The sequence below is a fragment of the Nostoc sp. DSM 114159 genome, from assembly GCF_053470285.1.
Genome location: NZ_JBPFEH010000001.1, coordinates 3,475,931 through 3,489,389, shown reverse-complemented (window position 1 = coordinate 3,489,389; position 13,459 = coordinate 3,475,931). Strand labels below are relative to the sequence as shown.

Annotated in this window: 8 protein-coding genes; 4 read left to right on the top strand and 4 right to left on the bottom strand. The window is 41.2% G+C overall.

Features of this window, described 5'->3' with window-relative positions; all coding sequences use genetic code 11:
- Positions 1 to 318 precede the first annotated feature (318 nt).
- Positions 319 to 2,094: an SWIM zinc finger family protein gene (locus ACR5KR_RS14325; RefSeq protein WP_448270197.1), complete on the top strand. Its 1,776-nt coding sequence runs from the start codon at positions 319 to 321 to the stop codon at positions 2,092 to 2,094.
- A gap of 570 nt (positions 2,095 to 2,664) precedes the next feature.
- Positions 2,665 to 4,416 carry a ShlB/FhaC/HecB family hemolysin secretion/activation protein gene (locus tag ACR5KR_RS14320; RefSeq protein ID WP_448266992.1) on the top strand — a complete coding sequence of 584 codons (1,752 nt, stop codon included), beginning with the start codon at positions 2,665 to 2,667 and terminating at the stop codon, positions 4,414 to 4,416.
- 434 nt (positions 4,417 to 4,850) lie between these two features.
- Here ACR5KR_RS14320 and ACR5KR_RS14315 read toward each other — a convergent pair whose 3' ends face one another.
- The 3 genes from ACR5KR_RS14315 to ACR5KR_RS14305 all read right to left on the bottom strand — a co-directional run bounded on the left by ACR5KR_RS14315 (position 4,851) and on the right by ACR5KR_RS14305 (position 8,281).
- A complete protein-coding gene (locus ACR5KR_RS14315; protein ID WP_448266991.1) occupies positions 4,851 to 5,975 on the bottom strand; it encodes a hybrid sensor histidine kinase/response regulator in 1,125 nt (374 codons plus the stop codon).
- A 16-nt stretch (positions 5,976 to 5,991) separates the two neighbouring features.
- Positions 5,992 to 7,341 carry an ATP-binding protein gene (locus ACR5KR_RS14310; protein ID WP_448266990.1) on the bottom strand — a complete coding sequence of 450 codons (1,350 nt, stop codon included), beginning with the start codon at positions 7,339 to 7,341 and terminating at the stop codon, positions 5,992 to 5,994.
- A 754-nt stretch (positions 7,342 to 8,095) separates the two neighbouring features.
- Positions 8,096 to 8,281, bottom strand: coding sequence for a hypothetical protein (locus ACR5KR_RS14305; RefSeq protein ID WP_448266989.1), 186 nt, complete (start codon positions 8,279 to 8,281; stop codon positions 8,096 to 8,098).
- A gap of 319 nt (positions 8,282 to 8,600) precedes the next feature.
- On the opposite strand from ACR5KR_RS14305, the gene ACR5KR_RS14300 reads away from it, so the two are divergent.
- Positions 8,601 to 9,323: a response regulator transcription factor gene (locus tag ACR5KR_RS14300; protein WP_104908003.1), complete on the top strand. Its 723-nt coding sequence runs from the start codon at positions 8,601 to 8,603 to the stop codon at positions 9,321 to 9,323.
- An 89-nt stretch (positions 9,324 to 9,412) separates the two neighbouring features.
- Here the strand turns inward: ACR5KR_RS14300 and ACR5KR_RS14295 are convergent, their stop codons facing one another.
- The gene (locus ACR5KR_RS14295; protein ID WP_448266988.1) at positions 9,413 to 10,777 is read right to left on the bottom strand and encodes a lipid-A-disaccharide synthase-related protein; all 1,365 of its coding nucleotides are present in this window, start codon (positions 10,775 to 10,777) and stop codon (positions 9,413 to 9,415) included.
- A 243-nt stretch (positions 10,778 to 11,020) separates the two neighbouring features.
- Here ACR5KR_RS14295 and ACR5KR_RS14290 point away from each other — a divergent pair, with 243 nt between their 5' ends.
- Positions 11,021 to 13,096, top strand: coding sequence for a BamA/TamA family outer membrane protein (locus tag ACR5KR_RS14290; protein ID WP_448266987.1), 2,076 nt, complete (start codon positions 11,021 to 11,023; stop codon positions 13,094 to 13,096).
- Positions 13,097 to 13,459: the final 363 nt, after the last annotated feature.

Genomic DNA, 13,459 nt, shown 5'->3' with positions numbered 1-13,459 from the left:
ACCTTACATTACCCTGACTGTTTACTGTTGACTGTTCACTGATTTCAGGTTTGGGTATTGCTAACTCAAATTATGATTCACTCACTTCTGGCGAAAATATGGATATTTTCATTATATGGGTTGGTTTTCCCAGAAAAGCGACAAGAAATGAAGTGAGTATTTGCAGGGTAATGAAACTGATTCCCTGTTATGAGCTAGTTAATGAATAGAAATTGCAGTCTCATTCAGAATCGCCACACCTTTTTCTTTACAGCGCGTTAGCGTAACACTAAGCTGGATTTAGGATTGATCCAGAAGATTTACGCAGGCGATCGCTCGATGTCTATTCCTCAAATTAGTGAATTTACTATCCGCCGTCATGCCAACGCCAAATCTTTCCAGCGGGGCGAGGCATATTATAATGCTGGTGCTGTTCATGCCGTTATCCAACGTGGTCATCGGCTTCAGGCAGATGTTGTAGGCACCGAAGCTAGACCTTATCATGTCAGCCTGAATTTCGATAGCAGTGGGTTAACCTCAGTAAAATGTACCTGTGCCTACGACTATGAAGGGTGGTGCAAACACATTGTCGCCACGATGCTCGTTTGTGCGCGTAACTCAGAAAATATTGAGCAGCGCCCCACCCTTGAGGAACTACTAAATCGCCTGGATTATATCCAAACTCAAAGGCTGCTGCAAGAGTTGGTAGCAGAATACCCCCCCCTAATTGAGGCGATTGACCGTCATGTAAGTTGGATGACGAATCCTGCTGATAACCAAACAACCCTAAAATTTGTACGCCGCAATACTCTCGATCCGGCTCCGTTTCGGCGGCAAGTACGGCAGATTCTCAAGGATACCGTGCGCTACTTTGAGGAGGGATACGAAGAAGACCCAATTGGCGAAGATTTGCTGAGTGTAGTGCAAACTGCGGTAAATTTTAGCGAACGGGGAGAAGGTGAAAATGCGATCGCTATTTTGGAGGCGATTACTTCTACCTGTGCGGAAAATTGGGATGATGTTGCCGAATATGGCGCTGAAAATGATGAAGTTGTCGCAAAATTAAATAATGCTTGGTGTGAAGCAATTCTCAGCACCGAACTTACTCCAGAAGAAAAAGTTGATATTCAAATAAATTTGGAAGCTTGGCAAGATGAGTGGAATGCTGATTTTGGTCTAGTTATGGAGGCTTTACGCCAAGGTTGGGATTATCCGCCACTGGTACAAGTTCTCCAAGGTAACATTACTGAAAGGGGAGCTTGGGAAGAAGACGTACCAGATTATGCTGATGATTTGGCATTAATTCGCCTGAAAATTCTCGAACGTCAAGAACGTTATCAAGAATACCTGTATTTAGCAGAAGCGGAAGGGCAAACTCAGCAATATCTGACAATGTTGGGGCGTTTAGGCAGGGTAGAAGAAGCAATTGATGCTGCTCATACCCAGATGAACTCAATGGAAGAAGCCTTTGCCCTAGCGAAAACACTCAGCGTTCAGGGGGCGTTACAGCAATCACTAGATATAGCCCAGAGTGGATTAAATTTACCGGGTAATTGTCAGTATGAATTGGGAATTTGGACAAGTGATTTAGCTGTTGAGTTGGGTAATAATGAAGTTGCTTTATTAGCAATTAAGGCGGCTTTTGAAATAAAGCCCTCCTTGGTGGACTACCAAAAAATGGCAGAATTCGCTGGGGAAAACTGGGAAAGTGTCAAAACAGACCTGCTGAGAATTGTCCGTACTTGTAATGGTTGGGGAACAGAATCAGCCAAGGTAGATATATTCTTGCATGAGGGGCTAATTGATGATGCAATTGCGATCGCTAGCGAACTAAGTTCTGATCGTTCAGAGTTAATTCACCGAGTCATGGATGCTGCTATCCCTCATAATCCTGGTTGGGTGATTGCTAATGCTCGTCGCCGTGCTGAAAAGATTATGGATGCAGGTAAAGCCGAATACTATTATTACGCGGTTGAATGGTTGAAAAAGGCGCGTAATGCCTATTTGAAATCTGGGAAGAAAGCTGACTGGTTAAGCTATCGGGAAAACTTGATGCAAACTCACGCTCGTAAACGTAAATTGATAGGAATGTTTAAGGAAAGTGGTATGGAGTGAAGAAGGCAACAAGTAGGAGGTTTCAATGAGCGGTGTAGGTTTATCTTTCAGAGACGCACAAGGGAAACTACACTAGACTTTTTGCAGAAATGGGGTAAAGGGGAAAGGATGGAATTTTTCCAAACCCAGTAACCTTTCACATCCACTCCAACGTCAAGGCAAAAGTTACAAATGCCAAGATGTCTACTGATTGCAGCACACTCTCATCAGAAATTTGGTATCAGATTTAAACTGTAAAAAAAGCACGGAGATACTACGCGTAGCTTGCTTCCACGTAGTGGTACGGGAAGCCTTTGACTACATAAATTTTGCCTACCAAGGATTTCGAGCAACGCATAATTAATTTAATTTCACCAGATATCTTATTAATACTTTTAAGTCTGCAATCATCAGATGATTTAGCTTTTAAATTGAGATTTGCTCAAGATATCAACTTTAGCGACAAAAGATGAAGTAAGATTCACATCTGAAGCAGTCCCGGTATAATCCCATAGTTACTGACAAAAATAGTCCAGCGCGATGATTGATAAATACCCTCAGAATCTTATAGTGTCCTGCTTACCGCTGAGTATGCTTCTATTACTTGGCAGTACATCTTTAAGTCCACTGAAAGCTGAGACTGTTGATACTACACAATTACCAACTAGTAATTTCATCCTATCACAACAAATTCCACCACCACAGGATATCCAACCACCCACACCTTCACCACTTCCCTCACCGGAAGTGCCACAGCCACTCCCCCCACCAGCACAACTACTTCCACCCTCTGCCCCAACTCCCACACCTGAAACACCACTCCCTGGCAACTTTCCTCAAACTATTGTTGTTGAACGCTTTGAAGTTGTTGGTAGCACAGTTTTTAGCGCCCAAGAGTTAGCCCAAGCCACTGCTGAATTTACCAAACGACCGATCTCACTGACCCAAGTGTATCAAGCACGTTCTAAAATCACCGATCTATATGTCAAAAATGGTTACATTACTTCTGGCGCCTATATTCCACCTCAAACAATCCAATCTGGTGTTGTCAAAATTCAGGTGGTTGAAGGTAAATTAGAAGATATTCAGGTAACTGGGACTCGGCGGCTGAATCCGAATTATGTCCGCAGCCGACTAGCAATTGCGACATCACCACCTCTGAATCGCCAGCGTCTATTAGAAGCCTTGCAACTTTTGCAACTTAATCCTTTGATTAAAAACGTGACTGCTGAACTCTCAGCAGGATCGCAAACGGGTACGAGTCTTTTGGAAGTTAAAATCCGTGAGGCAAAAACCTTTAGTGGTCAAATAATTCTTGATAATGGGCGATCGCCTAGTGTTGGCAGTTTTCGACGCGGATTACGATTGAATGAAGCCAACTTACTTGGATTGGGGGATGGTCTGAGTGTAGGCTACACCAATACTGATGGTAGCAACTCCTTTGATGCTAGTTACACATTGCCTCTTAATCCCCGCAACGGAACTCTTAGCTTTAACTATGGCACTACGTCGAGTAATGTCATTGAGCCTCCTTTCGACACTTTAGATATCGAATCGGCTTCTCGCTACTACGAAGTGACATTCCGCCAGCCCATAGTTCAAACTCCTACACAAGAGTTTGCTCTGGGGTTAACAGCTTCCCGACGCGAAAGTGATATTTCGTGGAAACTACAAAAAGAGAGCGAAGGAGGGTTTCCCCCCTCTCTACTTTCACCTGGTGCTGATGAAGAGGGACGCACTAGGGTATCTGCGTTGCGATTTTTTCAAGAATGGACGAGTCGTAACAGTCGGGAAGTCATCGCCCTACGCTCTCAATTCAGTTTGGGCATAGATGTGTTGAATGCCACAGTTAATCAAGATGCTCCTGATAGCCGTTTTTTTGCTTGGCAAGGGCAAGCACAGTGGGCCCGCCTTTTAGCTCCTGAAACCTTACTGTTACTTCGTTTAAATACGCAACTTGCATCTACAACACTTCTGCCTATTGAGCAATTTGGCATAGGTGGGCAGGATAGCGTTCGCGGCTACCGTCAAGATTATCTGCTCACAGATAATGGTACTTTTGTTTCTGCGGAAGTTCAAGTCCCAATTCTGCGCTTACCCCAGATAAATAGCACCTTAAAGGTTATCCCCTTTGTGGATTTTGGTGTTGGCTGGAACAGTTCTAATAGAGAGAATCCCGATCGCAATACTTTAGCTGCTGTTGGTCTGGGGTTGCGTTGGGCACAGGGCGATCGCTTCAGTGTTCGTCTTGACTGGGGTATTCCTTTGGTATCTGTTAACTCAAATGAGAGAACATTACAAGAAAACGGTCTGTATTTTAGTTTACTTTATAATCCTTTTTAACTGCTGTCCATGTCCACCCTATTAAGAGTTGAGGGTGGACATGGACAGTAGTCAATGATGAAAAAATGATGATTATTTAGGTTTTTATAAAAAAGACCCTGGGTTATGATTCCAGGGTGCATACACGTTTTTCAGGCATTAATAGGTTGAATAATAACTTTGTAAAATAGTTATTTCTACTATCTATAGAATGATACAAAAGTAGATTTAGTTATTTTAATCGAGCGATACATCTACCGTTGGGAGTATACAAATATTGGAAGAGGCAAGTTATCCGGAATATTCTGATTGGATTAACCTTCAAATGCTGCTGTAATTAATCCATATTAATTTAAGCTAATTTTATTTTTGCTGGGCGCATTAAAATACATTCAAAATTAAATGTAATTTCTTGGGAGATATCCGCAAAATAATCGGTGGTGAAGGAGAACAACTTAAGCATTTTTAGGTAGTTGCACAGTAAATAAACTACCTTTCCCTACTTCCGAAGCGACCTTGATAGTTCCTGCGTGCCCTTCTATAATGCGATGGGATAGATGTAGTCCTAAGCCACTACCCGATCGTTTATTTCTGCCTTGGCGAAATCGCTCAAAAATTGTTGCCCGATCTTCTGGCGCAATTCCATATCCTGTATCTTCTACCTCAATTACTACCGAATCTGGATCTCCTGGATTAGATGATGTTTCATAAATGCGGATTGTTATGCCTCCTGTATCTGTAAATTTGATGGCATTTGCAATCAAGTTGTTTAACACTCGCCGTAATTCCAAACGATCGCCCATGATAATAGCAGCATTTGGACTCAGTGGATCTAATTGACGGGTATCAATTTCCAGAGTCAAGCCTTTTTCATTAGTTAGAGGACTTAGTTCGTTGACTACTTCTTGAGATATTTCACATAAATCGCATTCCTCCCAATTCAACGTTTTTTTACCCGCCTCGAAGCGATAGACTTCTAATAGGGTGTTGACCATTTCCATCAAATTTTGGTTACTGCGAATCATGACTGCGATCGCTTGTTTCATTTCCGGCGAAATTTTGCAGAATGTTTCCATTTCAAACAAATTCAACATCCGATCGGCGGCTACTAGGGGAGTTCGTAAATCATGAGTCAGACGGGAAACAAAATCTTCCCGTTGGCGGGCCATTTTTTGTTGTTCGTCCAGACTGTGCTTGAGACGTAATAGCGATCGCACCCTTGCCAGTAGTTCATCAGTATCAAATGGTTTACGAATAAAATCGTCAGCACCAGCATCCAAACCTTCGACAACGCTGGATTGATGAAAGGCAGTAATTAATAGAATTGGAATATAAGAGATAGCAGGGTTATTCCGAATCCGACGTGTGACTTCATAACCATCTATCCCCGGCATCATTACATCTAACAGAATCAGATCGGGTGGAGATTGCTCAATTTTCCGTAAAGCTTTTATTCCATCTGAAGCCAAATCAATTTCATACCCCTCACTTTCTAAAATTGCTTGAACCAAAATCAGATTATCTTGAGTGTCGTCAACTGCTAATATCCGATAAACTTTATTATTTTCAACTACAGACATGATTTATAAATTTTTATCAGTTTTTCTGGAAGTAATTTTTCAATTTAGGATATTCTATTGGTATTTTTCTGGCTTGAGGAGATGAATGATGAGGATTTTGTGCAGGAGAAAAAAAATCATCCCGATCTAACTGTGAAGCTGGAGCATTTGCTGCTACAGTCGGTAATGTAATTTGACGTGGCAATTCAATTTTAAAAATTGAACCCACCCCCAATTTACTCTCAAGAAATATTTTACCGCCCATCATTCGCACTAGCGAATCTATAATTGCCAAACCCAGACCTGTACCTGGATATTTGCGAGTGATAGTTTGATCGACTTGCCGAAATGCTTCAAAAATATGTTTAAAATCTTTGGGGGCTATGCCAATACCTGTATCTTTAACGATAACTACTACTCGATTTCCAGGTAATTCCTTAACCTCAACCGAGATTTCACCAGACTCTGTAAATTTAATGGCGTTGGAAAGCAAGTTAATCAAAATCTGTTTGACACGAACCGGATCGTTAAATATCAAAGGATTTTGCAAATCAGTTTGTACTAACAATGAAAGATTTTTAGCATCAGCGAGGGAACGCATTTCACTGACAACAAGATTGATTACCTTTGATATATCAAATCTTTCTGCCTTTAAATCTAATCCTCCTCCCTCCAGTTTGGAAAAATCGAGAACTTCATTGAGTAGCATCAGTAAATGCTTTCCATTATTCAAAATGCGCTCAACCATATCTGCTTGCTGATTCGTTAGTTGACCGAACTTAGGACGCAAGAGTATTTGGGAAAAACCAATAATCGCATTCATCGGCGTTCTAAGTTCGTGGGAAATAGTTGCCAAAAAAAGTGATTTTAGACGTGATGCCTCCAATAACTTGAAGTTTTGCATTTGAATCTGTTGCTGTTGCCTCTCCAATTCTTGATTCTTAAAAATGAGTTGTTCGTGAGTTTCTCTAAGCTGCTGATTTGCCAAATCTGCCTGTATTTCCGCCCGATAAATCCGAATTGCATTCCGCAAAACCTGCGACAAAATTTCTGGGGATATTTTAGACTTAGAGAGATAGTCTGTAGCACCAGCTTTCAATAATTGAAGAGTAATTTCTTCATCTCCTTGACCAGTTATAACTACTAAAGGAACTTTAATTTCTGAAGAACGTAGCTGTTGAATCAAGGTTAGTGCGTCCCGATCTGGTAAACGATAGTCGAGGAAAACACAATCGTAAGTAGTAATGCTTAAGACAGAGAATGCTTCATTACCATTGCCTACTTCAGACAGTTCTATCCGAACACCTGCTTTAGTCAGGGCAGAACAGATTGCTATCCGGTCTACTTCGTCATCGTCTACAACCAAAATTTTCAGCGTCTCTTCCATCGGTTTTAATTTTCGCCGCCAAACATAGGTTGATGTATAAAATTTATCTTTTTAGATTATCCAACTAAAGAATATAAGATTTTCGGACATTTAAAACCTGTAATTTGATTGATTAAGATATTTTGCATAAAGATCCACTTTAATACCTGCTTGACATTCATCACATTCTACAACTTCGTTCTCCTCCGTTAGTAGTATGTCGTTCGCTCTTTCGGGTCTTTCCTTGGGTTGAATTGAGTCTGTTGTATCTTCAATCTGGTTAATTTACCAGATGGTAACTAAACTCCTAACAAATGACTAATGTCTGGCAAAAAATTAGTCATTAACAAGCAGACACCGTTGATAGAAAGTAAAATAAAATACTTTACCAAGCTTAAAACAATTGTAGATGAGTGAGGAAGCCACCGTCGTCAGTCATTGGTGAGAGTTGCATCCCATTATCGTGTACCATAAGCTTGAACTGTTTTACCTATCAGGTTAGTTAGACCAGATAAATAAAAAAGTAATATCTATAGCTATTTGTGAATCTGAAGTAATCCTACCTCCTGAAATTTCAACAATTTTCTTAGCGATCGCCACATCTGTGTTAGTATTTATTTAAGTATATCGAACTTATGGATGTTCGCAAAGTTACCAAAGCTTAATTCCAAAGAAAAGTTCCCGACAAAAGTTAGGCAAAATTCAAAACCTAAAAGGGGAGAGGTTAGTACAGAGCGGCTTGTATTATATCCTGTGAGTCAGACGGACAAGTTTGTTACAAAGGACTAGGAATTACTTTGCTGTTTCTGATTTCAGTGAGTTTTAACGCTGGTTGATTCCCTTCCATGAGGATCTCTATTGGCTCTATCAATCGGATGAATCCAAAGGTTTGATTAAAAATCGTTCGCAACCATCTTTTACTTTCTCGGAAAGCAACTTTTACACAGTGTAATTTTTTCATTTTCGTAAGCTTTTTTTAAAGTTTGCTCCCAAATAATACTAATTAACGGATGGAACATGACAACTCAAAGCTGAATTATCAGCAAGGAAGAGCAATTTGGCATTCGTTTCAATATTTCATACTTTTTGTGTAAGTATCTATATATCTCCAGCTAGATTTGTCGTCTATCTAAATATAAAAATTTTGGCTACTTGTTATTTCTATCGGTGGATGCAGACAGGTTGAAATATCATCTATCTTGAGTTTGGGAAAATAATAGATAATAGTTACAAAAGGCAATACTTTGAAAGATGCAAACAGCGCAAGAGTGAGTGTAGCGATGAATGAAATTAGTATTATTTTAATTGAAGATCATGACTTAACGCGAATGGGGCTACGAGCAGCATTACAGTCTCATAGTGCATTGAAAGTAATTGGAGAAGCGGCAAATGCTACCCAAGGGTTAAAACTTTTAGAAACGGCAAAGCCAGATGTCGCGGTAGTAGATATCGGCTTGCCTGACATGGATGGCATCGAACTCACTCGTAAATTCAAACGCTCCCAGGCTGAAAATGGGCAATCTACTACGAAGATTCTCATTTTGACAATGGATCATACAGAGGATGCTGTACTTGCAGCCTTCGCAGCTGGCGCTGATTCTTATTATATGAAAGAAACCAGTATCAGTAAATTAACCGAGGCAATTCAAGCAACTCATGGCGGTAACTCTTGGATCGATCCGGCAATTGCCAACGTGGTATTGCGGAAGATGCGCCAAGGTATTCCTGGAGAAAGTCAAGGTTCTGACAAGCCGAAGACTGTAAAAATTGAAGCGCTGGCGACAGAATACGAGCAAGTTTTGGAAACATACCCTCTGACTCAACGGGAACTGGAAATCCTAGAGTTGATTGTAGCTGGGTGTAGCAATGGTCAAATCGCCGAGAAACTTTACATTACAGTTGGTACTGTAAAAACCCATGTTCGTAATATTCTAAATAAACTATGTGCTGATGACCGTACCCAAGCTGCTGTCAGGGCCTTACGTTCTGGATTAGTAGCGTGAAGAATTGAGACAAGAAAGAGATGGGGAGATCGGGAGAATAACTCCTAACTCCTAACTCTTAACTTAGCACTGTTTTGCCCACTGCCTCATTATCCCAATTTTTCCCGCAAGCAATTAGCAATACGTAGTGCTGCTCCCGGTTTTCCCATACGTCGCCCACCATTTTCAGCAATAATTTGCAAATTATCAGGGTTTTTAAACAAGGATTGTACAACCTTCGCTACATCTGCTGGTCGATCGATTAAAATCAAAGACGATCCCAGAAGACGACTTTGAGATTCAGCAAAGCCAAGGTTATATTGTGGACCATTACCGGGAATTGCGATCGCAGGTTTGCCTAAACCGATAAACTGTTCTGTGGCTGTACCTGCCATTGCGATCGCTAAATCTCCCAAATGCAAGCAATCATTATAGGCTCGTTGTGTTAATAGTAGATAAGCATTTCTCTGTTTAAATGTCAATATATTTGGATCGCCAAGTTGGATAGGAGATGCTGATTCAGCGCGCCAGCCTTGAGATTGCACGCTTTGGGATAAAATATTAGAGTCTAAACCAGGAGCGATCGCACCTAAAAACACTACTTTGTTAGAACTATAAAAGATTGAATCTCGCTGTTGAAAACTTGTCATCAATGCAGATACGGCAATCATAATTGTTTCCCAGTTGGTGTATGCTTCTGGGGGACGAGAACCAGGAAGAAGAGTCACTACAAAAGGTCGAACTGTCTCTTGCTGTTGGACATTCTGACTATAAAATTGTTGGCGTGAAAACCTCGATTCTAGACCATCCATCATCGGATTACCCAAATAGAAAGCTGGAATTGGCCATTGTTTTAATGTTTCTGTTGTCAGCGCATCTCTCAGGAACACAGCCTTACAACGGCGACGACTCATTAACCAACGTTCCCAAGGATGGTAAACTGAACCAGAAAAGTTTTCCCAACCTGCGTCTTTAGATTTTCGTGGTAATAATCCAGCTTCATCTCGCACATAATATTCAGATTTTGCCGTACCGACAAAAGCATAATTAGCGCCACTGAATGTTGCAAACAACAGTGGCAAAATATCTCCCACTGCTAAAATCGCTCTCCTATTACCTAATTTTTTTTGAGAACTTACCCAACGGCGGATAGCTTTAATTTGGCTGAGGGTAAGTTGCAATAAACCACCGCGTACATCCCGCGCTAATTGGCGGCCATCCATATAAATAAAGCCGCCAGAAGGCATATTCAGGACTGAACCGATAAAGGGGATATCCAACTGTTCATAAGCACGTCCCTCACCCACCAGAGGTAAAGCAAATATCTCTGGTGGGTTTGGTTGTCGTACGAGTTCTTGCAAAATCCGAAGTGCAATCACATCTTCCCCATGACCATTACTTAATACAAGTAACCGCAAAGGAGAAATTGCAGATTGAGAATCAGAAGCTAGAGATGACCGAGATAAATTACTCATAAGAAACAAAATATCAAAATTAACTGTCTGTTTGGGTAAGAGGTATAAATAGGGAAATCGACAAGGAAGCTGGAAGTTAGTATTTCCCTATTCCTTTACTTCCTTACAACTAATACCAATTTTGGATAGGAATGTAATTGTTTGAAATTTCTAGAACAGCCTTTTGGTCAATACTTTTAATCAAAAATCTAAAATCTAAAATCCAAAATTAGTATAACTCCCAGTTAATTAGGTTAAATATTTATGCGAGTTTCTGCTACTGCAATTTTTACATTAGCTACATTAGCTGCTGGCAATGTTACTGGGCAAGCAACGGCTGCACCTGCTAAAACCGTTACTCCAACTGCAAAAGCTGGTAACTTGGTGGTACCGATAATTGAAGACACTCCCGCACGGGTAGAGACAATTGCTTCACCAGAAACTATAGTTGCACAACAATTTTCTCAAAATCCTGTCGCCGTGCAAACAAGTGCAAACAAAAATTCCCCAGTAGTCTTAAAATCAACAGACAAGGGAAATTCATCAGTAACGCTTCTTCCCACTCCCTCTTTTTCCCCTTTATCCCCCAAAACTCCTGCTACTGAAAGCGATTTGGTAGTCAGAGCTACAGATGTACAGGTGGTGGGAGCCAATCAAGAATTACAGCAAATCATTGGCCAGGTAATTAAAACCCAGGTGGGTGGAGAAACCAGTCAAAGCCAGCTACAAAAAGATGTAACAGCAATTTTAAATACAGGTTTATTTAGTAGTGTCAGTGTGAATAGCTTTAGCACTCAGGCTGGATTGAATGTAGTATACCAAGTCCAACCAGTGATTGTGCGATCGCTGCAATTATCTGGTGCTAAAGTACTTACCTATCAAGTTGCTCAACAACGTTTGCAATCTCAAATTGGAACCACCATTAGTCCCAGTGGACTGCAACAAGCAGTGGCACAAATTAACAAGTGGTACGCCGACAATGGTTATAACTTAGCACGGGTGTTATCAATTAAACCTAGTTCTCAAGGCATTCTCACTGTGAATGTCGCTGAAGGTTTGGTAAGTGATATCAAATTTCGCTTTGTCAACGATGAGGGTAAAACCGTTGATAGCAAGGGTAATCCCATTGGAGGACGCACCAAACCAGATTTCTTACAACAACAACTCAAGTTGAAACCCGGTCAAATTTTCCAAGAAAATGTCGTTAAACAAGACATCCAACAGCTATATCGTACTGGTTTATTTGAAACTGTGAATGTTGCCTTAGAAGGAGATGCGACAAAACTTGATTTAGTCTATCAACTTAAAGAAACTGGGGCGCGTGGTGTTAACTTGGGTGGTAGTTACAATGCCGATCAAGGATTGGTAGGTACAATCAGCTATCAAGATCAGAATGTCGGTGGTGTTAATGATACTTTAGGTGTGAATGTTGGGGTAAGTAGCCGAGACTTGCAGTTTAATAGCAAATTTGTCAGTCCCTATCGGATAACTAACCCCGATCGCTTGGGCTACACTGTAAATGGTTTTCGTAGTCAGGAACTTTCGGAAACCTTTGATGACAAGATTAAGCTAGCTAACGGCGACAAAGTGCGAGAAGGTCAACTTGGCGGTGGTGTCAGCTTGCAGCGACCAATTGACGATTGGAATACCTCATTAGGATTAAACTATACCCGAACTAGTATTCGCGATCGCCAAGGTAATATTACCCCAACCGACGCTCAGGGCAATCCCCTCTCTGCGAGTGGAACCGGTATTGACGACCTAACTACTGTATCCTTCACCGCTACCAAAGATAAACGAGATAATCCCCTCAATCCCACTCAAGGTTCCGTTCTAAGTCTGAGTACAGAACAATCTATACCCATCGGCGAAGGTAATATTTCCCTCAATCGCCTCAAAGCCAACTACAGCCAATATTTACCAGTGCAGTTATTTAACAGCAAACAGCCACAAGTATTTGCGGTGAATGTGCAAGCCGGTACCGTCCTTGGAAATTTACCGCCCTACGAAAGTTTTAACTTGGGTGGTTCAAACTCAGTGCGCGGTTACGATTCTGGAGAAGTTGGCAGTGGTCGCAGTTATGTATTGGCTTCGGCAGAATACCGTTTTCCCGTTTTACCAATCGTCGGCGGTGTATTATTTGCCGACTTTGCCTCAGATTTAGGCTCTGGTGATACTGTATTAGGAGATCCGGCAGGTGTACGGGATAAACCAGGTTATGGTTTTGGTTATGGGGCGGGAGTGCGATTAAATTCACCACTAGGCTTAATTCGGGCTGACTATGGCATTAACGACCAGGGAGAAAGCAAAGTGCATCTGGGAATTGGGCAGCGATTTTAATTTGAGTTTAGGCGTTGCCAATACGGTTCGGTTAAAGGGAAAAGGGAAAAGGGGAAAGGGGAATAAAAAACCTTTAACCGCAAACCCATTCCCCTTTTCCCCAAAGCCTATTCTGAGTTCAAAATACTTATCCGAACCGTATTGAGTCATATCTAGAAATTAAATATGCGTTATCCAAAACCCTTGTAGAGACGTAGCAGTGCTACGTCTCTACATTCTTTTTGGCTCATACAGCAGATTTCAAGTTGGTGAGGTACACAAGCAATAAGTCTGTTACCCAGGTATAAAGCGTGTTTTACTTCTGAATTCAGAATTCTGAATTATGAATTCTGCTGTATCTCTATTAGCGATCGCCTTTGAAAA